This is a genomic window from Prescottella equi (assembly GCF_002094305.1).
In the GTDB taxonomy this organism is placed as follows: domain Bacteria; phylum Actinomycetota; class Actinomycetes; order Mycobacteriales; family Mycobacteriaceae; genus Prescottella; species Prescottella equi.
Genome location: NZ_LWTX01000006.1, coordinates 193,389 through 218,347, shown reverse-complemented (window position 1 = coordinate 218,347; position 24,959 = coordinate 193,389). Strand labels below are relative to the sequence as shown.

At 70.0% G+C, this 24,959-nt stretch carries 21 protein-coding genes and 1 pseudogene; 7 read left to right on the top strand and 15 right to left on the bottom strand.

What is annotated here, in order from left to right; translation table 11 throughout:
- Positions 1–139: 139 nt before the first annotated feature.
- Positions 140–1,189 (top strand): annotated as a pseudogene (locus A6I89_RS16485) (acyltransferase family protein); the annotation flags it as partial.
- A 20-nt stretch (positions 1,190–1,209) separates the two neighbouring features.
- Here the strand turns inward: A6I89_RS16485 and A6I89_RS16480 are convergent.
- The 4 genes from A6I89_RS16480 to A6I89_RS16465 form a co-directional block, all read right to left on the bottom strand.
- Positions 1,210–5,493, bottom strand: coding sequence for a DUF3367 domain-containing protein (locus A6I89_RS16480; protein WP_172504605.1), 4,284 nt, complete (start codon positions 5,491–5,493; stop codon positions 1,210–1,212).
- Positions 5,494–5,581: 88 nt separating this feature from the next.
- Positions 5,582–5,755, bottom strand: a complete 174-nt coding sequence (locus A6I89_RS16475) for a DUF2613 domain-containing protein (protein ID WP_005517572.1) — start codon at positions 5,753–5,755, stop codon at positions 5,582–5,584.
- Positions 5,756–5,794: 39 nt separating this feature from the next.
- Positions 5,795–6,934: an isochorismate synthase gene (locus tag A6I89_RS16470; RefSeq protein WP_022597985.1), complete on the bottom strand. Its 1,140-nt coding sequence runs from the start codon at positions 6,932–6,934 to the stop codon at positions 5,795–5,797.
- 55 nt (positions 6,935–6,989) lie between these two features.
- Entirely contained in the window at positions 6,990–7,457 is a 468-nt protein-coding gene (locus tag A6I89_RS16465) for a universal stress protein (RefSeq protein WP_005517576.1), read from the bottom strand.
- A gap of 130 nt (positions 7,458–7,587) precedes the next feature.
- Here A6I89_RS16465 and A6I89_RS16460 point away from each other — a divergent pair, with 130 nt between their 5' ends.
- Together A6I89_RS16460 and A6I89_RS16455 are read left to right on the top strand one after the other, a co-directional pair.
- Positions 7,588–8,769 carry a glycoside hydrolase family 3 N-terminal domain-containing protein gene (locus A6I89_RS16460; RefSeq protein WP_022597982.1) on the top strand — a complete coding sequence of 394 codons (1,182 nt, stop codon included), beginning with the start codon at positions 7,588–7,590 and terminating at the stop codon, positions 8,767–8,769.
- Positions 8,770–8,853: 84 nt separating this feature from the next.
- Positions 8,854–9,456, top strand: a complete 603-nt coding sequence (locus A6I89_RS16455; protein WP_013417232.1) for a TetR/AcrR family transcriptional regulator — start codon at positions 8,854–8,856, stop codon at positions 9,454–9,456.
- A 73-nt stretch (positions 9,457–9,529) separates the two neighbouring features.
- Here A6I89_RS16455 and A6I89_RS24695 read toward each other — a convergent pair whose 3' ends face one another.
- The 3 genes from A6I89_RS24695 to A6I89_RS24690 form a co-directional block, all read right to left on the bottom strand.
- Positions 9,530–9,685: a DUF6131 family protein gene (locus A6I89_RS24695; protein WP_005517580.1), complete on the bottom strand. Its 156-nt coding sequence runs from the start codon at positions 9,683–9,685 to the stop codon at positions 9,530–9,532.
- Between the two features lie 83 nt (positions 9,686–9,768).
- Positions 9,769–10,068, bottom strand: coding sequence for a WhiB family transcriptional regulator (locus A6I89_RS16450; RefSeq protein ID WP_005517582.1), 300 nt, complete (start codon positions 10,066–10,068; stop codon positions 9,769–9,771).
- 49 nt (positions 10,069–10,117) lie between these two features.
- The gene (locus A6I89_RS24690; RefSeq protein ID WP_005517584.1) at positions 10,118–10,258 is read right to left on the bottom strand and encodes a hypothetical protein; all 141 of its coding nucleotides are present in this window, start codon (positions 10,256–10,258) and stop codon (positions 10,118–10,120) included.
- A 428-nt stretch (positions 10,259–10,686) separates the two neighbouring features.
- Here A6I89_RS24690 and A6I89_RS16445 point away from each other — a divergent pair, with 428 nt between their 5' ends.
- Both A6I89_RS16445 and A6I89_RS16440 read left to right on the top strand, forming a co-directional pair.
- Positions 10,687–11,061 (top strand): hypothetical protein, encoded by a 375-nt coding sequence (locus tag A6I89_RS16445; protein ID WP_022597979.1) that lies wholly within the window; start codon positions 10,687–10,689, stop codon positions 11,059–11,061.
- A 206-nt stretch (positions 11,062–11,267) separates the two neighbouring features.
- A complete protein-coding gene (locus A6I89_RS16440; protein WP_226347514.1) occupies positions 11,268–11,573 on the top strand; it encodes a MerR family transcriptional regulator in 306 nt (101 codons plus the stop codon).
- A gap of 68 nt (positions 11,574–11,641) precedes the next feature.
- On the opposite strand, the gene A6I89_RS16435 is transcribed toward A6I89_RS16440, so the two are convergent.
- Both A6I89_RS16435 and A6I89_RS16430 read right to left on the bottom strand, forming a co-directional pair.
- Positions 11,642–12,514 (bottom strand): MaoC/PaaZ C-terminal domain-containing protein, encoded by an 873-nt coding sequence (locus A6I89_RS16435; RefSeq protein ID WP_022597976.1) that lies wholly within the window; start codon positions 12,512–12,514, stop codon positions 11,642–11,644.
- On the bottom strand, positions 12,514–13,860 hold the full coding sequence (locus tag A6I89_RS16430; protein ID WP_022597974.1) for a 3-oxoacyl-ACP reductase: 1,347 nt from the start codon (positions 13,858–13,860) through the stop codon (positions 12,514–12,516). The genes A6I89_RS16435 and A6I89_RS16430 overlap by 1 nt, the downstream gene beginning before the upstream one ends.
- A gap of 160 nt (positions 13,861–14,020) precedes the next feature.
- On the opposite strand from A6I89_RS16430, the gene A6I89_RS16425 reads away from it, so the two are divergent.
- Together A6I89_RS16425 and A6I89_RS16420 are read left to right on the top strand one after the other, a co-directional pair.
- A complete protein-coding gene (locus A6I89_RS16425) occupies positions 14,021–15,358 on the top strand; it encodes an acetyl-CoA C-acetyltransferase (protein ID WP_037085979.1) in 1,338 nt (445 codons plus the stop codon).
- A 286-nt stretch (positions 15,359–15,644) separates the two neighbouring features.
- Positions 15,645–17,645 carry a VanW family protein gene (locus tag A6I89_RS16420; protein WP_022597972.1) on the top strand — a complete coding sequence of 667 codons (2,001 nt, stop codon included), beginning with the start codon at positions 15,645–15,647 and terminating at the stop codon, positions 17,643–17,645.
- A 96-nt stretch (positions 17,646–17,741) separates the two neighbouring features.
- Here the strand turns inward: A6I89_RS16420 and A6I89_RS16415 are convergent, their stop codons facing one another.
- From A6I89_RS16415 to A6I89_RS16390, 6 genes are all read right to left on the bottom strand, one after another.
- Complete coding sequence (locus tag A6I89_RS16415; RefSeq protein ID WP_044991420.1) at positions 17,742–19,634, bottom strand: YhgE/Pip domain-containing protein; 1,893 nt, start codon at positions 19,632–19,634, stop codon at positions 17,742–17,744.
- Between the two features lie 2 nt (positions 19,635–19,636).
- Positions 19,637–20,341 (bottom strand): ATP-binding cassette domain-containing protein, encoded by a 705-nt coding sequence (locus A6I89_RS16410; RefSeq protein ID WP_044991450.1) that lies wholly within the window; start codon positions 20,339–20,341, stop codon positions 19,637–19,639.
- 117 nt (positions 20,342–20,458) lie between these two features.
- The gene (locus A6I89_RS16405; protein WP_022597966.1) at positions 20,459–21,667 is read right to left on the bottom strand and encodes an oxygenase MpaB family protein; all 1,209 of its coding nucleotides are present in this window, start codon (positions 21,665–21,667) and stop codon (positions 20,459–20,461) included.
- A gap of 134 nt (positions 21,668–21,801) precedes the next feature.
- Positions 21,802–23,637 (bottom strand): acyl-CoA dehydrogenase, encoded by a 1,836-nt coding sequence (locus A6I89_RS16400; protein WP_022597965.1) that lies wholly within the window; start codon positions 23,635–23,637, stop codon positions 21,802–21,804.
- Positions 23,638–23,736: 99 nt separating this feature from the next.
- Positions 23,737–24,348 (bottom strand): class I SAM-dependent methyltransferase, encoded by a 612-nt coding sequence (locus A6I89_RS16395; protein ID WP_022597963.1) that lies wholly within the window; start codon positions 24,346–24,348, stop codon positions 23,737–23,739.
- A gap of 110 nt (positions 24,349–24,458) precedes the next feature.
- Positions 24,459–24,893: a nuclear transport factor 2 family protein gene (locus A6I89_RS16390; protein WP_005517605.1), complete on the bottom strand. Its 435-nt coding sequence runs from the start codon at positions 24,891–24,893 to the stop codon at positions 24,459–24,461.
- Between the last annotated feature and the right edge of the window lie 66 nt (positions 24,894–24,959).

Here is a 24,959-nt window from a genome sequence, read left to right as displayed (position 1 = left end):
GCACGGTGCCTGACGTTTCGTGACACCACGTGAGCCCAGACACTAACAGTCTCGTTGTCCCATTTGCGTCAGCACCGGAGTTCCGGATCGTTCACGTCGCTCTTTCGGTTCCGCAACGACCCGGGCACACTTGACGACGATGAACAGCGAACACCTCGCCACGCCCGCCCCCGTCGGCAATCCGAGGGCGTTCGTCCCGGCGCTCGAGGGGATGCGCGGGTTCGCCGCCTTCGGCGTCCTGGTGACCCACGTGGCGTTCCAGACCGGCGCCACCGGCGATGCCGTGATCGGCCGGATCTGGGGGCGGTTCGATCTGGCGGTCGCGGTCTTCTTCGCACTGTCCGGCTTCCTGCTGTGGCGTCCGCACGCGGCCGCGGCCCGCGGTCTCGGGCGTCCGCCGACCGTCGCCCGGTACTGGCTCAACCGCGCCGCGCGCATCCTGCCGGCCTACTGGGTGCTGGTTGTGCTGGTGCTGGCGTTCCTGCCGGCGGCCGGCGGCGGCTGGAAGGTGTGGATGTCGAACCTGGCGTTGCTGCAGGTGTTCGTGCCGCTCACCCTCACCGAGGGTCTGACGCAGATGTGGAGTCTGTCGGTCGAGGTGGCCTTCTACCTGGTGCTGCCGATTCTCGCGCTGGCACTGGTGAAGTTGCGCGGCGACAGCGCCCGGTTCCGGGTGCCGGTGCTGCTGGCCGCGGCGATCGTCAGCCTCACGTGGGCTTTCCTGCCCGTCCCCGCCCCGGACGGCATCCACCACGACAACTGGCTGCCCGGCTACATCCCGTGGTTCGCTGCCGGCATGTTGCTCGCCGAACTGGCGATGGTGGGCGGGACGTGGGTGCACCGCCTGGCCGAGCGGCGGGTATGGATGGCGGTGATCGCGGTCGTGGCCTTCGGGTTGTCGACGACATGGCTGGCCGGGCCCGAGGGACTGGTCCGCGCCGAGCCGTGGCAGTACGCCACGAAGATCGCCCTCGGCGCGGTCATGAGTTTCGCGTTGCTGGCGCCGCTGGTTCTCGCCGGGCACCGGCACCGGATCCTGGCGAGCCCGGTGGCGCTGGCCGTCGGACGGTGGTCGTACGGCCTGTTCATCTGGCATCTCGCGGTGCTGACGATCGTGTTCCCGATGTTCGGCATCGTCCCGTTCAACGGCAACTTCTGGTTCGTCCTCGCCGTCACGAGCGTGCTCAGCATCGCGGTGGCGTCGGCCAGCTACGCGCTCGTCGAGGAACCGGCCCGCCGCGCCGTCAAACGCTGGGAGAAGCGCCGCCACATCGGCGAACGCCGCAGCGGTAGTGCCGAGACGCCGACACAGACGACGCCGATCAGCGCGAACAGCTGAATCAGGAACGAATGCCCGACGTAGCCGTCGGCGGCGCGCCACGGCCCGGTCGACAGCAGTACCGACGCGATCACCAGTGACACCCCGGCGGTCCCGACGAGGAAGCGGGAGGCGAACGCGTCACCGCGCCACCTCGCCAGTCCGAACGCGGTCGCGGCGACGAGCAGCGTGACACCTGTTCCGACGGGTCCCGCCACGACGGTCGCCACGGCCGTCACGCCGAGGGCCGCGGCGACGACGCTGTGCCACGGGCGCGGAGGTGCCGCCGATCCCTCCGGCTCGGGTTCGCGGTCGCGTCGGCGCGGTACCAGCGCCAGCAGCGCGAGCGGGATCAACAGCAGCAGCCCGAACGCGATGCCCGCGCGGTACCAGCGGTCCGACGGGAAGGTCAGCGTCACGACGCCGTCGGTGCCGGCGGGCACGATCCAGCCCTGCTGCCAGCCGCCCACGACGACGGGTTGCAGTTCGGTGCCGTCGGGCGCGGTCGCCACCCAGCCGATGTTGGTGCTCTCGGGGACCACCAGCAGCTGATCGGCGTCGGACGCCGCGACGTCGAGTTCGCGCAGGTTCTCGGTCCAGCGGCCGACGGCCGGCGACGACACCGGGGCGGCGGCGGGTGCGGGCGCCGCATCGAGGCGCAGGTTGTCGACCGTGAACGCCGGCCCGGGCGCGACCACGACGTCCTGGCGGCCGGTGGGCAGCGGCGCCGGCGCGGGGTCGCAGACGGTCGCGGTCACCGGCTGCCCGGACGCCAGTTGGCGCGCGGTCGCGGTCACCGACGTCCGGACGACGGTGCCGCCGACGGAGATCGTGGGGCCGATGTCGCAGCCGACGGTGACGGTGCGGTCCGTGGTGGCGGTGGCGGTCCCCGGGACGGGTCGGCCGCCGTCGCCGAGCACGGCCACCTCGGACAGTCCGGCGGGCTGACGTTGCAGGAATCCGAGCGCGGTGCGGTCGAGGACGTCGTCCCACTGCACGAGGCTCAGCACGATCGTGTCGGTGACGTGCGGATCGAGCGGAACGGTCTGTGGGGCAGCGCCTTCGGTATCGAGGTCGCGGGTCTGCGGGCCGTTGCCGAGGTTGACAGCGACTCGGCTGGGGGCGGCGGGCAGGCTGCCGGGGCTCGGGGTGAGCTGCAGTCCGGTCACCAGCGTCGGCTGCGGCAACCGGATCGTCAGCGTCGGCAACCCGCCCTTGCGCTGGGCGCTGTCGGTGGGCGCCGTCCACGACGTCGCGACGTCCCCGTCGACGGCCGCCGCGGCCGTGCCACGCAGTTCGACGCCGTCGGCGGCGCCGGTCGCGGACACCGCAGCCGGGTCGGTGACGAGGCCCTCCAGCGCGGCGCCCGGACGTGGCCGCAGCGTCAGTTGCGGCGTGACGGAGGTCGATTCGGGCACCGACAGGGTGCGGGTGAACGTGCCGGGTTCCTCGGGGGGCAGCACCAGCGAGCCGCTGCAGTGCACGCGGTCCGGACCGTCGGCGCAGCCCGCACGTCCCGGCAGTTCCTGTCCCAGGTCCCAGCCGCGGACCTGCGCACCGGCGGGCGTCGCCGGCAGCACGGTGCGGTGGACGATCGGCACGGGCAGCGCGGTGCCGGTGGAGTAGTCGTCGACGGAGATCTCGCTGATGCCGAACTGGTAGCCGGGGGAGCCGTCCTCGGTGTGGGTGGCGAGGATCCGCAGCCACGGCGTCGTGCCCGACGGCAGCGACACGTCGACGGGTTTTCCGGGTTCGTCGACGCGGACCGACGTCGAGCCGTTCGGGGTCTCCACGCGGATCCACTTCACCGGCGGACCGAACGCGGCGGGGCTCGTGGTCAGGTGCAGCATGCCGCGGGTGATCGGGGTGTCGAAGTCCAGGCGCAGCCACTGCCCGCGCGCGGTCTCGAGGCCGTTGCTCAGCCACGCCGTGGCCGGGTCGCCGTCGACGGTCGCGGCGGGCCCGCTGCCGGGGGCGGTCCCGCCGAGCTGTGTGGCGTCGGAGGCGGCGCTCGACACGCTGAGCGTCGCACCGGACCACTCGCCCTCCACCAGCGCGGCGCCGGGGACGGGGTAGTCGGGAACCGCGTTGTAGGTGCGGCGCTCGTCGTCGGGGCCGCGCAGCGCGGAGCTGTGATTGTCGACCTGACCGAAGTCGGTCTCGCGGTTCGTCGGGGTGTCGGTGACCGTCACCGACGTGGCGTCGATGCCGGCACGGGCCGCATCCGACGCGAGCAGTGCGGGCCCGGTCACGGTGCCGTTCTCGGCCAGGCGCAGCAGCGACTCGGAGCCGCCCTGCACGACGGGCACCCGGTCCAGGTCGACGGCGTACGGACCGGCGGCCGGGGTCGCGCCGTCGGGTGAGGTGACGCGGTAGATCTCGACGGCCGGGTAACCGGGGCGCAGGTCGCTGTCGATCACGACGTCGTCGACGGTGTCCGGGACGATCTCCTCGCCGAACTCGGCCACCTTCTCGAGTCCGGGTGAGCCGTCGACCGTCTGGTGGACCAGCAGCGGACGCGTCGACCGGGACGTGTCGGGGTCCAGGTCGTTGCGCACGACGACGTAGCGGATGCCCTGACCGAGCAGGGTGTCGGCGAGGCCCGCGGACGGTCGACCGTCGGAGATGGTGCGCTGCACCGAGTCGAGCGCCCGGATGGCACCGGGCGGCACGAGCGGGACGGCGTCGCGCACCGCCCACGGTGTGGAGGCGAGCGCCTGCAGCGGCTCGTCGCGCGTCAGGCCCCACACCTGCGCGCCGAACGGGGCGCCGGGCACCACCAGCGCGCGTTCGGCGTCCGCGCCCGACCCGGATCCGGCGGCGTTGTCCTCGAGCCACTGCGCCGCCTCGTGCCAGTACGCCGGCACCTCGTCGTACGCGCCGCGCGGGGCCAGCCGGCCGGACCACGCGAGTGACGTCGTGAGCGTGAGCGCGACGAGGATCAGCGTCGTCACCGCGACCAGCGGTTCACGTTCGGGATGCGCGAACGCGCTGCGCCAGCGGCGGACGGGCACCGACCCGGGGAGCGGCACCTTCGCGAGCAGGTGCGCCAGCCCCAGGACCAGCGGAAGCCGGACCAGCGGCTCGAGCTTGTGCACGTTGCGCAGCGGCGCGCCGGTGCCGTCGAGGAACGCGCGGACCTGGTCGGCGATCGGGGACCCGAGTTCGCCGATGTAACCGGCGCCGAGTCCGGCGATGCCGACCAGCAGGATCAGCGTCAGCCGACCCTTCGCCGGCATCCGGCGCATGCACAGCCCGGCCAGGCCGGCCGCGGCGATCAGGCCGGTGGCGACGACCGCGACGGGCTGCGTCACCAGAACCGTGCCGGCGACGCGCTCGGGGGAGACGAACGGCGTCCAGCTGTCGGTTCCGCGCAGCACCTCGGTCAGCGACGTCCACTGCGTGGTGACGCCGGAGGATTCGATGTAGTCGAGGAACGGCGGGCTCACCCGGCCGAGGAGCAGCAGCGGGACGATCCACCACAGTGTCGCGAGCAGCAGCGACGGGATCCACCACGCGGTGAACACCCACCAGCGGCGGTTGGGGCGGTGCGCGATCCACCACAGGCCCGCGACGAGGCAGGCCGCTGCCGTGGCGACGGCGTTGACCGCGCCCATGAGGGCGACGGCGAGGGCGGACTGGGCGGCGAGCACCCGTGCGCCTTTTTGGTAGCTCGGCCCACCGGAAAGGCGCACGGGCGACGAAGTCGCCAGGACCACCGGCAACAGCACCCACGGCGCCAGCATCATCGGCAGTGACTCCGACGAGATGGAACCGATCGTGGTGAGCACACGCGGCGACAACGCGAACGCGACGGCCGCGACGATCCGGGACGAGCGGCTGCCGATGCCGAGGGCCTCGGCGACGCGGATGACGCCCCAGAATCCGGCGACGATCAGCAGCGCCCACCACACGCGTTGCGTGATCCACGGCGGGACGTGCAGGAACTCACCGGCCGCGAAGAACAGCCCGTGCGGGAAGAAGTAGCCGTAGGCCTGGTTCTGCACCTGGCCGAGCGGCGCGATGCTGCTCCACTGGTGGGCGGCTCGGGTGAGGAATCCGATCGGGTTCTCGGTGAGGTCGTACTTGGTGTCGGCGACGACCAGGCCCGGCGACTGCAGCAGGCTCAGGACCAACGCGACGAACCCGGCGCCGTACAGCCAGCGCCGGGTCAGTGGTTGGGTCGAGGGTTCGACGGAAAGCCCCCCGTCGACGGGACCGCCGGACGAGGGGGACGTGCGGGAACGCGCGATGCCTGCGGGCTCAGCGGCTGCCGTACTCAACCTGGTTGAGGATCGACGAGTTCGCGTTGCCGGAGCGGTCGATGTCCGGGAGCGTGTTGTCCTGCGCGGCCGCGGTGACGCCGAGAACGGCACCGGCGCCGACCACTGCACCGATCACAGCGCTGGCAACGCCGGGGACAAGGAACTTCGCCATCTCGGATCTCCCATGGTCAAGCCGCCGGGTACGCGAGTCCTACTCGTGCGTACGTGATGTCCGGGTCAAGGTATCACCTGCGGGGGCGGCGGCGTGGGCGTCCACGCCGAGTGCTCCGAGCAGGGTGCCGAGTTTCGTGGTGGTCTCGGCGAGTTCGGTGTCGGGATCCGACGCCGCGACGATCCCGCCCCCGGCCCACGCCAGCGCCGACGTGCCGTCCGCGTCGATCTCGGCGCACCGGATCGCGACCACCCAGTCGCCGTCGCCGACGCGGTCACACCAGCCGACGGCCCCACCGTAGAAGCGGCGGTCGCCCTCGACGTCGCGGATCGCGTCCAACGCCCGGTCGGTGGGGGTGCCGCACACCGCGGGCGTGGGGTGCAGGCGCCGCGCGAGCTCGAGCGAGGACACCGAACCGTCGAGCAGTCGACCGCGGATCGGGCTCGCCAGGTGCCACAGTTCGCCGGTGCGGGTCAGTTCGGGGGATGCCGGCACATCCAGTTCGGCGCACAGCGGAGCGAGCACCTCGCGGATCCACTCGACGACGTACGCGTGTTCGGCGAGGTTCTTCGCCGATGCCAGCAGTTCCGCGCCCTCCGCCTGGTCGGCGTCCGGGTCGGCGCGGCGCGGCGCCGATCCCGCGAGCGGGCGGCACGTGACGACGTCGCCGCGGCGACCGAGCAGGATTTCCGGGCTGGCGCCGACGAGGGCGTGGCCGCGGTAGGCCTCGCCCGACGCCGTGAGGTCCACGGCGAACCCGTTGGCCGTCTCGTGGCGGCGGATCATGCGCGCCGCGAGCGCCTCGGGATCGATCGGTGCGTCGGCCGTCAGCCGCACGGCCCGCGCCGCCACCACCTTGTCGAACTCGCCGCCGCGCAGCCGGTCGACCAGTCGGCGCACACGAGCGACGTGTTCGGCCGGGCTCGGAACCTCGCCGGCGATCGTCACGCGCGGCAGCGGTACGACGGTGTCCGGGCGCCACGGCCCGTCGGTCCACGCCGCGGACGCGGGCGCCGTGAGCGCGGTGGGTGCGGACGGATCGAACGGCAGCGCGCCCACCACCAGCTCGACGCGACCGTCGGCGAGCGCTGCGGCCGCCGCGGCGACGGTGTCGTAGCGGTCCCGCGTCCCGGCGGTGCGGAGAGTCCGATCGGAACGCGAGAGCAGGAAGCCGTCCATGATGTTGCCGACGATAGTCGTGGCACCGTGGACGGCCGCCCTCAGGTTCGCGCCTCTACTTGCCCGGCGGAACGATCAGCACCGGCCGGTGACTGTGCCGCAGGACGTGGTCGGCGACGCTGCTCTGCAGCAGCGACCGCAGCCCCGTGGTGCCCCGGGTGCCGGTGACGATGATGTCGGCGTCCAGTTCGTCGGCGCATTCGACGATCGCGGCCCAGATGGCGGTCGACGACTCGCAGCAGCGGCCCTCGGCGTTGAGTCCGGCGGCCAGCGCGAGGTCGACACCCTCGTCGTTGGTGGTGCGGGCGTCGATGAGGGCGACGTCCTCGGACTGCTCGTCGGGCACCCATTCGGGCTGCATGACCCCGGACAGTCCGGACATCCGAGCCGCCTGCCGGACCATGGGTTCCCACGCGGTGACCACCACGGCGCGGTTCGCGGCCAGGAATCGGCCGGCGTGCTGGATCGCACGCTTGGCGTTGTCGGAGCCGTCGTAAGCGATGAGCATGAGATCTGCAGGCACTGTGACCTCCTGGAATCGGGGTCGACCGCCCGGGGCGGCCTTCGGCTTCCGTTCTTGAAGATTACCTTGCCATTACCCGGGGTGTCCGGCTCGGAAACCGCTCGGATCGATGTCGACTACGGTCGGAACCATGCGAATCCGACATGCGTTCGCCCTCGTCCTGTGCGCCGGTCTCGCGGCCGGGTGCTCGTCCGGGAACGGGACCGACACCACCGCGACGTCCCAGCCGTCGACGTCCGAATCAGCGGCGTCGTCGACGTCGACCACCTCGCAGGCGGCGGCGCCGGGACCGTTCGGCTCCGCGGTGTGCGGACCCGGTTTCCTGAAGTCGCTCACGGAGCGGCAGAAGCTGGCGCAGCTGCTCACGGTGGGCGTCACGGGTACCGCGGACGCCCTCGACGTCGTGAAGTCCGAGGGCATCGGTGGCATCTTCATCGGCAGCTGGACCGACGAGTCGATGCTCGCGAACGGGGAGGCCGCGCAGGTCGCGGAAGCCAGCGCGGTGCCGCTCATGGTGACCATCGACGAGGAGGGCGGCCGGGTGTCCCGTGTCGACCAGCTGTTCGGGCCGGACCCGTCGGCGCGGGAGGTCGCGCGCACCATGACGACGGACCAGGCCTACGAGATGGCGCTCGAGCGCGGCCGCAAGCTGCGCAGTGTCGGGATCACCGTCAACTTCGCCCCCGACGTCGACGTGAGCAGCCAGCCGGACGACTCGGTGATCGGCGACCGATCGTTCTCGGACGATCCGGAGGTGGTCACCCGGTACGCCGACGCGTACGCCCGTGGCATGCGGGACGCCGGGATCCTGCCGGTCATCAAGCACTTCCCGGGCCACGGATCGGCGTCCGGTGATTCGCACACCGGCGCCGTCACCACGCCGCCCCTCGACCAGTTGCAGAACACCGACCTCGTGCCGTTCCGGAACCTGGTCGACACCGAGGTCGGCGTGATGTTGGGTCATCTCAGCGTTCCTGGTCTCACCACCGACGGGCTGCCGGCGAGCCTGAGCCCGCAGGCCGTCGACCTGCTCCGGAAGGGGACGGGCTACGACGCGCCCCCGTTCGAAGGGGTGATCTTCACCGACGACCTGAGCGGGATGAAGGCGATCACCGATCGGTTCGACATCGCCGACGCGGTGGAGCAGGCCCTGAAGTCCGGCGTGACGTCGGCGCTGTGGCTCACGACCGACGACGTGCCGCGGGTGCTGGACCATCTCGAGGACGCGGTCGCGAAGGGACGGTTGCCGCAGTCGCAGGTGGACGAGTCGGTGCTGACGGTGGCGCGCGCGAAGGGCGCTGTGAGCTGCTGAGGATCGCCTGGGTCACAATGAAGTGACCGTTGATCTTCTTACCGTAGAGTAAGATGGCATCTCTTACCTGTGGTTGGAGGAATGATGGCTGGAGGCACCAAGCGGCTGCCGAGGGCTGTGCGTGAGCAGCAGATGCTGGACGCCGCCATCGAGGTCTTCTCCGACAACGGCTTCCACGACGCCTCGATGGATGCGATCGCCGCCCGGGCGAACATCTCGAAGCCGATGCTCTACCTGTACTACGGGTCCAAGGACGAACTGTTCGCGGCGTGCATCCACCGGGAGGGCGTGCGGTTCGTCGAGGCCATCTCGCCTGCGGGCGACCCCAACCTTCCCCCGCGCGAGCAGTTGCGTGCCGCGCTGGCCGGTTTTCTCGGGTTCGTCGACGCGAACCGGCGCTCGTGGATGGTGCTGTACCGGCAGGCGATCGGGCAGCAGACGTTCGCGTCGCAGGTCAGCAGCAGCCGTGACCGGTTGATCGAACTGACGGCGAAGTTACTGGAGTCGAGCACCAAGGATCCCGAGCCGGGTACCGACTTCTCGATCATGGCGGTAGCGCTGGTCGGGGCCGGCGAGGCCGTCGCGGACCGGGTGGCCGGTGGTGAGATCGACGTCGATGCTGCCGTCGACCTGCTCGAGAATCTCGCGTGGCGCGGCCTGGCGGGCACGAGCAAGAAGAAGCAGTAGTAGTTGTAGTTGTAGTAGTACCGACAGACGAGTGGCCCCGGGCGTGCTGCCCGGGGCCACTCGCGTCTGCGGATCAGTACCAGTGTTTGCGACCACCGACCGCGCGTCCTGCGGCACCCAGGATCAGCAGCACCGCACCGACCACGAGCGCGATGATGCCCAGCGTCCACAGGATCGGGATCTTGATGAGCAGGCCGATGACGAGCAGGATGATGCCGAGAGTGATCATGTTGTGTACCTTGCGCTTTCGGTAGGGGAGCGGTCTCTCCGGTGGGGGAGAGGTCTTTCGGTAGGGGAGAGATTTGGTGGCGGTCAGGCCGCGGGGCGGTGCCGGACGCGGCGTCCGCGCAGGGCGATCGCCCGCTCGGATTCGCCCATGCCGCCCCACACGCCGAAGGGTTCGGGGAGGGCGAGGGAGTGCTCGAGGCACTTCTTCATGACGGGGCAGGTCGCGCAGATTGCCTTCGCGCGCCGCTCACGCATCATGCGGGCGTTGCCACGCTCGCCGGTCGGGGGAAAGAAGATCGACTCGTCCATGCCCTGGCAGCGGCCGTGCTGCTGCCATTCCCAGGTGTCGGCCAGGGGTGCGAGGTTCGGGCTGATTCCGGTCATCGAATGCTCCTCGTGATTCTTCGTGGACTGTCGATCGCGTCTGGGGCCGTCAGGCGGCGCTGAGTTCGGGTGCGTCCTCCGGGCGGTGGACGTCGGCGAACATGCCGTCGAGGCGGCGCTTGAGCTCTTCGGTGCTCAGCGACCAGGTCGCCGAGGCGCGGCCTGCGGCGGCCGAGCGGTGTGCACTCACGTGTGGTCATCCTTTCTTCTGACACGGCCCACCCGGTGCGGGGCGAGGCCTCTCGGCTCGCTGCCCAGGTTCGGAAGACCGGTGGGGGGAGTGCATCCGTCCGCCGCTGACGCGGCCTGGTCTGACATCTCCGTCTCACTCTTCTTCGCTTGCATCTGGAAGCTTTGACCTCTGAACCGTACAACAAAATCTGTGTCCGTCAAAGCAGATTAATTGAAACCGAGCGTGGATCGGATCTTCCGTGCAGGTGGGAGGCGATTGGTGGCGTGTGTCGGATCCGTGAAATTTGTGGCGGCTCGTGCGCCGCGGGGGAAGGGAGGACGCGTAACGTTCGTTGCAGGGATGTGATCGAGCGGGCTTCCTGCCGCGGCTCGTCGCGCCCTGCCGCCGCATGCCCTGCGGTGGTCTTTCCGACAGAGGTGACACCAGTGCCACGTACCCGCGAACACGCCGACCACTACGCCGACGCGCTCACCGCGCTCGCTGCCGCGACGCATCGTCCGGCGAACGTGGTCAATACGGGCGCCGGCTACGCGATCCGCGTGGATTTCGAGTACAACCGCTTCCTGTTGGCGACGAATCACGAGGTAGACGGGCTCTCGGACGATCACGCGTCCGTCGAGCGCTGGACCGTGCGGTTCTTCCAGGCGGTGGCGGACGGCGGCGCCGAGGAGCTCGTGTCGGTCGAGTGCGAGTGGTTGGTGGACGCCTTCGACCGGGCGATCGCGGAACTGGACCGCACCGGCAACCGGATCGAGGCGGACATGGAGTTGGGAGAGCTGAGCCCGCCGAGCGAGGTGTGATTCCCGCCGCCGTTTCCCCGTAACCTGCGGCACAGGGAATCTTCGTCCACCGCCGCACATTCGATGCAGGGTCGGTGCTACGGTGAGTTGTCAGCACAAGCTCGCGGACGGTACGCAGACGAGGCCCGGAACTTCTCGACGGCCCGGGTGAACTGCCCGCGTACGCGTTCCCACGCGACCGAACTCGACGCGATATGAAGGCCACGATGACGCAACAGTCTCCGCCCCGCTCGACCCGCGGAGTCTACGGAATTTCGGTCACCTCGGAACTGACCGGAATCGGTCCGCAGACTCTGCGGCTGTACGAGCGGCGTGGGCTGATCAACCCGTCCCGCACCGGTGGCGGCACACGCCGCTACAGCGAGGACGACATCTACCGGCTGTCGCGGGTGTCGGAACTGGTCGAGGCCGGCGTCAATCTCACAGGTATCCGGCAGATCCTCGATCTCGAGGCGACGAACGCGGAGCTGGCGGCGGAGAACGAGCGGCTGCGAACGGAACTCGGGCAGTAGGCGCCTGCGGCACCTGTGCGCCTTTTCGGTAGCTACTGGTACCGAAAAGGCGCACAGGTGCGAAGCGCCTAGCGCAGGGTCGCGCTCAGGTGCGGATAGCCCTTCTTGGGGTTCTTCAGGGACAGATCCCAACCCTCGGCCGTCCGGTCGGCGTACAGGTTCACCGTGGCCGGCAGCACGATCGGCTTACCGAAGCGGACGGTGTAGGTGACCGCGTCGGCCACCCTTCCCTCGAGCGGCTGCAGCGCCGCCGCGGCGCTCCACATACCGTGCGCGATCGTGCTGGGGAACCCGAATGCCTTGGCGCCCAGCGACGAGACGTGGATCGGGTTGCGGTCGCCCGACACCGCCGCGTACCGGCTGATGATCTTCTGATCCACCCGCAGGGTGCGGGTGGGCCGCGGCGGGACCTCGTCCTTGTGTTCGGCCTTGGCTTCCTTCGGCGCCCCGGTGGGGTGCATCTTCAGGAACGTGCTGACCTGACGCCACACGAGCTCGCGACCCACCGAGACCTCGCTGACCAGGTCCACCTGTGTGCCCTTGGCGTGCGGCCGTAGGTTCTCGGCGTGGACCCGCAGATCCAGCGGCTCGCTCACCGAGATGGGGCGCAGCTGCTCGATCGTGTTGTCGGTGTGTACGGAACCGATTGCCGGGAAGGGGAACTCGCGCGAGGTGAGCAACCGCATCACGGTCGGGAACACGAGCGTGAACGGGTACGTGATCGGGAGCGTGTCGCCGAACCGCAGCCCGCACACCTTCGCGTAGGCGGCCAGGTTGTCCGGATCGACGCGCAGACCCGACAGCGCCAGCGTCTCCGTCGGCAGGCTGCGGCGCCCGGACGGCTTGACGAACGGCAGCGCGCCGAACGCGGCGCGGGCGTAGTTGTCGAGGGTGCCGGGCTGCTCACGCAGCTGCACGAGGGTGCTCTTGCGGCCCGTCATCACGCACCCAGCAGGGACTGGCCGCACACCCGGACGATCTGGCCGGTGACGGCGTTGGAGGCGGGGCTCGCGAAGTACGACACCAGTTCGGCGACGTCCACGGTCTGGCCGCCCTGCAGCAGCGAACTCATCCGGCGTCCGGCCTCGCGGGTGGCGAAGGGGATGGCCGCGGTCATCGCGGTCTCGATGAAGCCCGGGGCGACGGCGTTGATGGTGATCTTCTTCTCGGCCAGCACGGGAGCGGTGGCCTGGACCAGGCCGATGACGCCCGCCTTCGAGGTGCCGTAGTTGGTCTGGCCGCGGTTGCCCGCGATGCCCGCGATGGACGACACGTCGATCACGCGTCCACCTTCGCGCAGCACGCCCTTGGCGACGAGTGCCTCGGTGATCTTCTGCGGAGCGAGGAGGTTGACGCCGAGCACGCTGTTCCAGCGGGCCTCGTCCATGTTGGCGAGCGTCTTGTCGCGGGTGATGCCGGCGTTGTGGACGATGATGTCGGCGCCGCCGTGGCGCTCGGTGAGGTGCTCGGCCAGCTTGTCGGCCGCGTCGGCGGCGGTGACGTCGAGGGCCAGCGATGTGCCGCCCACCTTGTTCGCCGTCTCCGACAGCGCCTGACCGGCGGCGGGGATGTCGGCGCACACGACGTGCGCGCCGTCGCGGGAGAGCACTTCGGCGATGGTGGCGCCGATGCCCCGGGCGGCGCCGGTGACGACGGCGACCTTGCCCTCGAGTGGGCGGTCCCAGCTGGCGGGGGCGACGGAATCCTGCGCGCCGACGCGGATGACCTGGCCGTCGACGAACGCGGACTTGGCCGACAGCAGGAAGCGCAGGGTCGACTCGAGGCCGGACAGACCCGGCGCGGCGTCGGGGGATACGTAGACCAGCTGCGCGGTGGAGCCGCGCTTGATCTCCTTGCCGACGCTGCGGGTGAAGCCTTCGAGCGCGCGCTGGACGATCTGCTCGTCGACACCCGACGTGAGCTCGGGCGTCGTGCCGAGGACGACTACGCGAGCGCACGACGCGAGGTTGCGGATGACGGGTTGGAAGAACTCGAACAGCTGGACGAGCTCGGTGACCTGACCGATGCCGGTGGCGTCGAACACGAGCGCGCCGTAACGATCGTCGTGCGGCTGCGCGGCCGGGTAGTCCGACAGCAGTTCCCGAACCGGCTCGACCAAGCGGCCCTTGCCGCCGATGAGGACGGGGCCGGCCAGTGGGGGCTCGCCGGCCTTGTAGCGGCGCAGCTTCTCCGGCTGCGGCAACCCGGCCTGCTTGGCGATGAATGCGCCCGGCGCGGACGAGAGGAACTGTGAGTAGAGGTCGGGAGCGCCCTTGCTGGCTGCCACGGTCCACCTTCTTTGTCGCAATCGGGCACCCGTACATCCGGGTGCGGTGTCGACATTGAACTTACTCTGCAGTAAGTTTGATGTCGAGTGTAGGAACCACCGCCGAGGCGGATCGACCGTGCGGATCTCGAGCAGATCCCCCAGCTACATGGAGACCGACGTGACCAGCAAAGCCCGTACCCGCAGCGCCAAGCCGGCATCCGCACCGCAGTCCGGTGGTCGGCAGCAACGCCGCGTCGCCATCGTCGGCGGCAACCGCATTCCGTTCGCGCGTTCGGACCGGGCGTACGCCCACGCGTCCAACCAGGACATGTTCACGGCGACGCTCGACGGGCTGGTCAGCCGCTTCGGGCTGCAGGGCGAGCGGCTCGGCATGGTCGTCGGCGGCGCGGTGCTCAAGCACAGCCGCGACTTCAACCTCATGCGCGAGTGCGTCCTGGGCAGCGCGCTCAGCCCCTACACCCCGGCCTACGACCTCCAGCAGGCGTGCGGCACCGGCCTGCAGTCGATCATCGCCGTCGGCGACGCCATCGCGGCCGGACGGATCGACGCGGGCGTCGGCGGCGGTGTGGACACGACGTCGGACGCGCCGATCGGTGTGAACAACGAGCTGCGCGAGTTCCTGCTGTCGATGAACCGCGCGCGCTCCGCGGCGGACCGGGTCAAGCTGCTCGGCCAGGTGCGGCCGTCGATGCTGGGCATCGAGATCCCGCGCAACGGGGAGCCGCGCACCGGGCTGTCGATGGGTGACCACGCCGCGATCACGGCGAAGGAGTTCGGCGTCCGCCGCGAGGATCAGGACGAGCTGGCCGCCGCGAGCCACCGCAACATGGCCGCCGCGTACGACCGAGGCTTCTTCGACGACCTGGTCACCCCGTTCCTCGGGCTGACCCGCGACGACAACCTGCGTCCCGACTCGAACGTCGACAAGCTGGCGACGCTCAAGCCCGTGTTCGGCACCAAGCTGGGCGACGCGACCATGACGGCCGGCAACTCCACGCCGCTCACCGACGGCGCGTCCGCGGTCCTGCTGTCCACCGACGAGTGGGCGGCCGAGCGGAACCTGCCGGTGCTCGCGCATCTCGTCGACTCGGAGACGGCGGCCGTCGACTACATCCACGGCGGCGACGGGCTGCTCATGGCGCCGACGTATGCGATCCCGCGCCTGCTCGAGCGCAACGGTCTCACTCTGCAGGATTTCGACTTCTACGAGTTCCACGAGGCGTTCGCGTCCGTCGTGCTCGCGACGCTGCAGGCGTTCGAGTCCGACGAGTACTGCAAGGAGCGCCTCGGCCTCGACGGTGCGCTCGGGTCCATCGACCGATCCAAGCTCAACGTCAACGGGTCGTCGCTCGCGGCCGGGCACCCGTTCGCGGCCACGGGCGGCCGGATCGTCGCCTCGCTCGCGAAGATGCTGGCAGAGAAGGGTTCGGGCCGCGGCCTGATCTCGATCTGCGCCGCCGGCGGTCAGGGCGTCACGGCCATCGTCGAGGTCTGACGGCCGTGACCGGGGTCGAGCGAACCGGCCGACCCGCAATTCGGCTGTAACGCCTCCGACAAGAGGCCGATATCCCAGTTGGCTCCGCGTTGTTGCCTGACCCCCGACCTGGCAACGACGCGGAGCCACTCTGCGTTCGAGGGTCGGCAGACCACGTGGAATGATTCTCTCGCCACCGTCAGGTGGAAATCCCGACCGGGCGTTCGTGTCACCGCGACTATCCTCACGGGAGAACACGTAATGCGACGGCCCAGCACGGTGTCGGTTCGGCAGGAGGGCCCTTTTCATGAGCGACGAGCGCGACCGCGTCAACGACCAGGGAAACGGCCGGGAGAACGGTGCGGAAGGCCCCCAGCCGGACGAGAACCCCACCGAGATCATGCCGGTGGTGCCCCCGCAGGCCTCGGACGATGGGTCGGACGATGTCTCGGACGCGCCCACCGAGGTCTTCGCAGCCACCTCCGCCGCTTCGCACCCTCCCACCGCTGACGAGCCGCAGCCGGCACCGGAGCCGGTAGCCGAGCCGGAACCGGAGCCGGTGCCCGAGTCGGTGGCTGCCCCGGACGCGTCCGGCGGCCGCCGCTGGGTGAAGTACGCCGCCGTCGCGGGCGGGGTCGCGGCGGTGGCCGTCGTCGCGTACGCCGTGGATTTCGCGGTCTCGTCGGATCGGGTGCCGCGCGGCGTGACCGTGGCCGGTGTCGAGATCGGCGGGCAGAACGACCAGGACGCCGAGGCGACGCTGCGGGCCGCACTCGGACCCCGTGTGGGCCAACCGGTGCCGGTGCGTGCCGGGACCACCGACAGCTCGATCGTTCCGGCGCAGGCCGGGGTGGACATCGACTGGGCCGCGACCGTCGAGCGCGCCGGCGAACAGCCGATCAACCCGTTCACCCGGCTGGCGTCGTTGTTCACCAACCAGGAGATCGGTGTGGTCTCCACGGTGGACGACGCCGCGTTGACCGCCGCGATCGTCGGCGTGCAGCAGCAGTCCGATCGGGCGCCCCGCGAGGGCAACGTCGTGTTCGAGGGCGCCACCGTGGTGCCGGTCGCGCCGCTGCCCGGACAGAACCTGCAGGTGGAGCCCGCGAAGGACACGTTCGTCGCCCAGTGGGCCGACGGCACCACGGTCGACCTGCCGGTGGATACCGTCGACGTCGCGGTCACGCAGGCCGGCGTCGACGCCGCGGTCCGGGATGTCGCGACACCCGCCGTGTCGGCGAACGTCGAGGTGACCGGCAAGAACGGTGCGGTCGCGACGCTGCCCGCCGACCAGATCGGCAAGGTCCTGAGCTTCGTGCCGGACGGCGACGGCGGGCTGTCGCCGCAGTACAACGTCGAGGCGGCGACCGCGATCCTGTCGCCGCAGCTCGCCGGCACCGAGACCAAGCCCAAGGACGCGCAGATCAGCCTGTCGAGCGGCTCACCCGAGGTGATCCCGTCGGTCACCGGCGAGATGGTGCAGTGGCCCAAGACCCTCGAACCACTGCCCGCGCTGCTGTCGGCGCCGGCGCCGCGCACCACGCCCGCGATCTACGAGCCGGCCGAGCCCGCGCTCACCACCGACGGCGCCAAGGCGCTCGGGATCCGCGAGGTGATCGGCGAGTTCACCACGGGCGGCTTCGAATACGCGTCGGGTGTGAACATCCGGCTCGCGGCGAGCGCGATCAACGGAGCGATCGTCAAGCCGGGCGAGACGTTCTCGTTCGACGCCCAGACCGGGCCCCGCGGCTCGGCCCAGGGCTACGTGGACTCGGGCATCATCAACAACGGCCGCCCCGACAAGGCGGTCGGCGGTGGCATCAGCCAGCTCGCGACCACCCTCTACAACGCCACGTACTTCGCGGGCATGGAGGACGTCGAGCACACCGAGCACAGCTACTACATCTCGCGGTACCCGGCAGCCCGCGAGGCGACGGTGTTCGAGGGCGCGATCGACCTGAAGTTCCGTAACCCGTCGAAGACGGGCGTGATGATCCAGGCGATCGGCACCAGCTCCAACATCACGGTGCGCATCTGGGGTACCAAGACCGTCGACGTCGAATCCGTCACCGGTGGCCGAACCAACCAGACGTCGCCGAACACGATCACCCTGCCGGCCGGCCCGCACTGCGTGCCCTCCAGCGGCGCACCGGGATTCACCACGAGCGACACCCGCATCATCACGGACGCGAACACCGGCGCGGAGATCTCCCGCAACACCCGGACCGTGCGCTACGACCCGGTGCCGATCGTCAAGTGCGTGTCGAACGAGCCGGCGCCGAAGCCGGAAAGCACGCCGGGCGGTTAGTCCGGCCCGTCTCCCGTTACGAGCTGAAGGGACCGTTCGTACGCTGCCGGCGCATGAACGGTCCCTTCAGCTCTCAGCCGGGCGCCGACGAGACGCTCACACCTCGATCGGCGGGTGCAGGCGCATCAGCGTCCAGGCGCGGTCGCGCCGGACCGCGAGGGCGCTGGCGCCGAGGGAGGCGAGCAGCAGACCCAGCAGGACGGCGATCGAGATCCACAGCCGGGAGTCGATGCCGCCGACGGTGAGCTGACGCAGGCCGTTGACGGCGTAGGTCATGGGGTCGAACGGGTGCAGGATCTGGAACGGTTTCGCGGTGGTCTCCACCGGGTAGATGCCACCCGCGGACACCAGTTGCAGCATGAGGAACGCGAGCGTCACGACGCGGCCCACGGCGGGGCCGAAGATCGCGTTGAACGCCTGGATCAGCGCCATGTAGGTGAGCCCGACGAGGCCGAGGAACGCGATGGTGCCGAACACGTACACCGGCACGAGTCCGACGCCGAAGTGCACGACGACGTACATCACCAGCACCTGCGCGATCGCGATGAGCGCGGCCGGCCAGTACGACGCGAGCACCACCCGCATCGCACCCAGCCCGGTCGAGATCGGCCTGTTCTGGATGGGACGCAACAGCATCCACGTGATGATGCCGCCGACGAACAGGGCCAGCGGCAGGAAGAACGGGGCGAAGCCGGTGCCGAACGTCTTGGCGCGGTTCTCGTGGTCCTGGTCGAGCGCGACGGGCGCCGACAGCGTCTGCGCGACGGCCGTGCGCTGCTGCGGATCCCATTGCGGGACCTGCTCGCTGCCTTCCTTCAGCTGCGATGCGAGTTCGCCGGAGCCGTCCTTGAGCTGTGTGGTGCCGTCGGCGAGTTGGCCGGCGCCCTGCGCCAACGTCTCGCCGCCGCTCGACAGCTGGCCGAGACCGTCGTCGAGGGTGCGCGCGCCGGAGGCCGCCTGCTGTCCGCCTGCCTGCAGCTGGGTCAGGCCGTCGCGCAGTTGGCCGGCGCCGCCGACGGCCTGCGTCATGCCGGCCCGGTACGGGCTCGACGGATCGCCCAGCTGGAAGGCGAGTTGCTGGGCGCCGTCCCGTAGTTGGGCCAGTTGCGCCCGGGTGGCCGGGTCGAGGACGGCGCCGAGGGCGCCGGTGACCTGGTCGACGAGCTGGTTCACCCCGGCGCTGACCTGACCCGCGCCGTCGCCGAGCTGGGTGGTGGCGCTGGACAACTGGTCGAGTCCGCCGGCCAGTGCGCCCGCCCCACCCGACGCCGTGTCGATCCCGGCCGAGAGCTGTGCGGTGCCGTCGGCGAGGGCCGCCGAACCGGCCTTCGCGGTGCCCAGTCCGTCGGCGAGTGTGCGGGAGCCACCGGCCAACTGCTGGGCGCCGGCGTCGGCGGCCTGGGCGCCGGTGGAGAGCTGACCGGCGCCGTCCGCGGCGCGGCGGAGACCGTCACCCGCCTCGCCGAGACCGACGAGCACCTGGTCGACGGACTGCTCGCCGATCTGCGCACTCACGGCGTTGAGAATCTGCTGCGCCGCGTTCTGCCCGATGATGGTGCCGAGGTAGTTGTTGGCGTCGTTGTACGTGAAGATGATTCGGGCCTTCTGTGGATCCGGCCCGGTGGGGGAGGCCACCGACTGGCTGAAGTCGCCGGGCAGTGTCACGGAGAAGTAGTAGCGGCCGTCCGCGACTCCGGTGGACGCCTCGTATGCGGTCACCTCGTGGAAGTCGAGTTCGCCGGAGTCCATCAGCCCCTGCGCCACCTGGTCGCCGGCGTTGAGCGGTTTGCCGTCGACGACGGTGCCGTGGTCGCTGTTGACAAGGGCGACGGGGATCTTGTTCGCCGCGCTGAACGGATCCCAGAACGCCCACAGGTACAGCGCGCCGTACAGCAGCGGCATCAGCACGATCGTCACGAGCGCTACTCGCGGCATCAGCCCGCGCGAGAACCGCTTGAGCTCGGTGCCGAGCGACATCCCTGCGAGCATGGCTACTCCTGGCCTTCCGGTGTGGCGTCCGTCAGCGGGTGGAATTCGTGGGCGGGTGAACCGGGCGGCAGCGGGTTCACCGCGGACGCGATCACCGTCTGTCGGGCCCCGAGCATCGCGAGGTGTTCGACGAGGCGCGCGCGGTCGTACTCGTCGCGGACCTGTTCGAGGTCGTCGACCAGCAGCAGTGGTGGTGTCCGGGTGTTGGCCACCGCGATCCGCAGCAGCAGGTTGTCGAGTTCGCCGAGATCGCTGACGTAGTCGGTGAGGTTCGGCAGCGGGCGATCGCCGAACACCGGCGCGCACACTTGCTCGAGTTCCCGCTGTCCGGCCCGGCGGATCAGCAGGTACCACGTGGCGTCCCAACGGATCTGCTCGGTGATGAGGTCCCGCACCGTCACCGACTCGGAGATGTTGTCGATGCCCTGGAACCCCGCGATCGCGGACACGGCCCGGATCCCCGCCGGTGCGGTGCGACCGAGTACGCGCAGCGTCCCCGACGAGGGTTTCATCCGACCGCTGAGCGTCAACAGCAGCGATGTCCGGCCCGATCCGGCGAAGCCCTGGATCACCGCGAGTCCGCCGAACGGGATGCGCAGGTTCACCGGGCCGAACACCGGCCCCAGCGATCCGCTGCGCGTGAGCCCGTCGGCGCGCACCGCGAGCGCGTGCCCGGAGGGCTCCGAGAACCCGGTGTGTTCGTCCATGCTGGTCACAGCGGCTCACCAACCTCGGTTCGGCGGCGGAATCGACCCGTCAAGCCAAACACAACCGAGTGGTCTGCGCCGGGTATGGCGCGAATCGGTTCGCACCCGCCGGGGCGGCTAGTCCGGCAGCGCCACCACGTCCGGGATCTCGCCGTCGAGGATGCGCTGCGCGGCCTGCTCCAGCCGGCGTTCGCCGAGCCGCTGCACCCACTGCCTGCCCGCCGGGAAGCGGGCGAGCACATGATGTTTGGGGACGTTCACGGCGAGCCGGGCCAGCGGGTACCAGGGCGGGCGCGCCGGCACCCGCAGCGCCCGCACCCCGGCCGGCCCCAGCAGCGTGGTGGCCAGCGACAGGCCCCGCTCGTACTGGTAGCGGCGGCGCAGCCGCTGGAACCGGGGGTAGTGGGTGTGCAGCGGCAGGTCCACGAGGGAGGCGGCCAGCGCGTAGCTGTGTTCGTCGGCTGCGGGGGAGGACGCGCCGATCTGGTACATCATCCGCAGCCCGGCGCGTTCGTCGAACGGCAGCCAGCGCCGGTCGACGCCCATCAGCCAGCCGACGTAGCACCACAGGTGCAGCACGGCGTCGGCCTCGCGGCGCGTGTAGCGGACGCCGAGCACCCGGGTGTGCAGCAGGAACGTGATCGAGAACAGTCCCAGCGTCCCGGCCTGGTCGAACTGGTTGACGGGAAGGCCCCGCGCGCCGCTGTCCCAGTCGGTCTCGTGCTCGTGGTGGTAGCCGACGAACGCGTGCATCAGGCGTACGTGCACCGAGAGCCGGAACCCCTCCCCGAAGCGGTCCAGCCCGCCGTCGGCCACGCACCCGTTCCACCACGTGCCGGTCTCGGCGATCCGGCGCCGGGTGCGTTCGCCGGTCAGCCGTCCCGACGACGTCAGCACCGGCAGCGGTCCGGAGTTGTTGTAGCCGCCCAGCAGCGAACCGTAGGCGAGCACGTCTCCGACGTCCGATCCGACGCGGCGCAGCGTGCGGGCACCGAGGGCGAGAAGATCTCGGTCCACCCAGTCCGGGGTGGCTTCGAGCATCGCGAAGTAGGCCCGCAGCGGTTCCGGAGCGTCGGGCACCGCGTCGATGCCCTCGGCGAGTGCCCTACGGAACTGTCCGAGGGTCACGGTGCGGTCCTCGCGGATGGCCTTCACCAGCGTGGCGCTGGGCTCGTCGCGTTCGAGCAGCGCCCGGCGCAGTTCCCGCGCTTCCGATTCGGTGGCGTCCGGTGACGGCCAGGCGAACGGTCGCAGTGGCGCGGTGGTCCGCGCGGCGCGGGCGCGGTCGCGCATGTACCGCGTCGGGTACTCCGTGGTGTGCGTCACACCTACAGCCTGGATCTGACAATGACTGTTGTCAACCCCGACCGTTCCGCGGAAACGCCGATGCCGCACAACGAAGACGTTGTGCGGCATCGGCGTTCGATCGAATCCGCGAACGTGTCGCGGGTGGCCGGGGCCTAGAAGGCGGCCTCGTCCATCTCCATGATGTCGTTGTCGAGGTGCGAGAGGACGGTGCGCGTCGCGGTGAGCTCGGGCAGGACGTTCTTGACGAAGAACGACGCCGTCGCGACCTTGCCCTCGTAGAACGGCTTGTCCTTGTCGGACGCACCCTCGTCGAGCGCCTTGATCGCGATCTCGGACTGGCGCAGCAGCTGCCAGCCGATGAGCAGGTCGCCGACCGACATCAGGAAGCGGACCGAGCCCAGGCCCACCTTGTACAGCTCGGTGGGCTGCTCCTGCGCACCCATGAGGTGGCCGGTCAGGACCGCCGCCATCGCCTGCACGTCCTCGAGGGCCGTGGAGAGCAGGGCCCGTTCGGCCTTGAGGCGGCCGTTGCCGGCCTCGCTGTCGATGAACTTCTTGATCTCGCCGGCCACGTGGGCCAGCGCGACGCCGCGGTCGCGAGCGATCTTGCGGAAGAAGAAGTCCTGCGCCTGGATGGCCGTGGTGCCCTCGTACAGCGAGTCGATCTTCGAGTCGCGGATGTACTGCTCGATCGGGTAGTCCTGCAGGAAGCCCGAGCCGCCCAGGGTCTGCAGGCTCTCGGTCAGGTACTGGTACGCCCGCTCGGAGCCCACACCCTTGACGATCGGCAGCAGCAGGTCGTTGACGCGGTGCGCGAGCTGCTCGTCGGCGCCCGAGACCAGCTGCGCCATCTCCGGCTCCTGGTGCGCTGCGGTGTACAGGTACACCGCGCGCATGCCCTCGGCGTACGCCTTCTGCAGCGCCAGGCTGCGGCGCACGTCCGGGTGGTGGGTGATGGTGACGCGGGGGGCGGTCTTGTCCGTCATCTGCGTCAGGTCCGAGCCCTGGACGCGCTGCTTGGCGTAGTCGAGTGCGTTGAGGTAGCCGGTCGACAGCGTCGAGATGGCCTTGGTGCCCACCATCATGCGGGCGTGCTCGATGACGTCGAACATCTGCGCGATGCCGTTGTGGACCTCGCCGACCAGCCAGCCGACGGCCGGGGTGCCGTGGCCACCGAAGGTGAGCTCACAGGTCGCGGACGCCTTGAGGCCCATCTTGTGCTCGACGTTGGTGACGAAGACGCCGTTGCGCTCGCCCAGCTCGTTCTTCTCGAAGTCGAAGTGGAACTTCGGCACGAAGAACAGCGACAGGCCCTTGGTGCCCGGGCCGGCGCCCTCGGGACGGGCCAGGACCAGGTGGAAGATGTTCTCGAACAGGTCGTCCGACGTGGCGGACGTGATGAAGCGCTTGACGCCCTCGATGTGCCAGGTGCCGTCGTCCTGCTGGACGGCCTTGGTGCGGCCGGCGCCCACGTCGGAGCCGGCGTCCGGCTCGGTGAGCACCATCGTGGCGCCCCAGCCGCGCTCGACCAGCGTGGCGGCCCACTGCTTCTGCTCGTCGGTGCCGTTCTTGAAGAGCACATCCGCGAACGACGGGCCGGCGGCGTACATGAACGCGGCCGGCTGCGAGCCGAGCAGCATCTCGGCGATGGCCCACACCACCGCGCGGGGGACGGGGACACCGCCGACCTCTTCGCTCAGGCCCATGCGGTACCACTCGGCGTCCCACATCGCCTTGAACGACTTCTTGAAGGACTCCGGCAGGGTCGCTTCGTGCTTCTCGGGGTCGAACACCGGCGGGTTGCGGTCGGCGTCGGCGAACGCCTCGCCGAGCGGTCCCTCGGCCAGACGTGCGACCTCGGACAGCATGTCCTTGACGGTGTCGGCGTCGAGATCTCCCCACACGCCCTCACTCAGCGGCTTGTCCAGACCCAGTACCTCGAAAAGGTTGAACTCGAGGTCTCGGACGTTGCTCTTGTAGTGGCCCATGTTCTCTCCCTGAAGTGGCACTGCGTGGTGCGGTCTGTCTTTCCGTCGAGTACCGCCCAAGTAGCTACTCGTCGGTAACTTAGCCGATGTTACTCGTGATTAAGTTAGCTGCCAAGGATCGGGTTTGCGCGCGACGAGGAGCGCGTCGATCGCGGTACCCGACTCGGTGTCGCGATACCGCCTTTCCGCGACCTGGACGTCGAGACGTCCGTCCAGGTCGGACTTCAAATCGTCTGGTGTGTAGAGGATTTCGACGTCGGCGGGACCGCCGGCGCCCTCGGTCGCGTTGATCGAGTCGTGGCCGAGAATCATGAGGATTCCCTCGGGTTTCAAACCGTCGATGATTCGCCTCACAAGCGCTCGCCGCTGCGCCGGATCGAGGTGGACGAAGATCATGAGGATCAGGTCGTAGTCCGAGACGTCGGTGGTCGTGATGTCGTCCACGACGTACGTGAGGCGATCGCGCACCCGGCGCGGGGCCTGCGTGGCGATCTCGCGGGCCTTCTCGATCGCGACCGTGGAGAAGTCGACGCCCGTCGTCTCCCATCCGCGCGTCGCCAGCCACAGCGCGTGCCTGCCCTCACCGCACGCCAGATCGAGCGCCCGGCCCGCCGGCAGCGACGTCGCGAACTCCACGACCACCGGATTCGGCGGCGTGCCCCACACCGTCTCCGCCTGTGAATACCGCGCGTCCCAGTCCTCAGCCTCCATGGCTATGACGGTATCCCCGCCCGCCCCGTCCCGCCCCCTCTCGCGTTTTGCGCACTTGTCGCGCTCGGGAGGCCCGAAAAACCGCGACAAGTGCGCAAAACGCGGGGAGGTCAGCCGACGGTGATCCGGCGGTGGGCCAACTTCCACCGCCCACCCTCGTACCGGTGGGTGTCGTCGTAGCGGCCCACCCCAGCCAGGCGCGGCTCGCTGGTGGTGTCGCGGAAGAACAGCCAGTACGCCGTCGACGACGCCTCGACGTCCGAGTCGAGCGACACCGCGACGGTGGTGATGACGTGGCGGCTCGACGTGCCGGGCCCCTGCACGCCGCCCGCGCGGCGCTCCCGCACCCCTTCCTCGATCGCCTCGACACCCTTGCGCATCTGTGCGGCCATGCCGGTCACCGGGTTGGCCTGCGATTCCCAGATCGCGTCGGCGGTGAAGTGCTCGAGGTACTCCTCGACGGTGCCGTCGTCGGCGAGTTGGGCGATGCGGGCCAGGAGGTCCTGGACCTCGCCACGCGGGTCGGTGCTCGTCTGCTGCTCCATGTCGTCTCCTCGAGGTGCAAACCAAGTGTTTGCTCGGGACGGTAGCAGCGGAGGGGCACCGCGCGC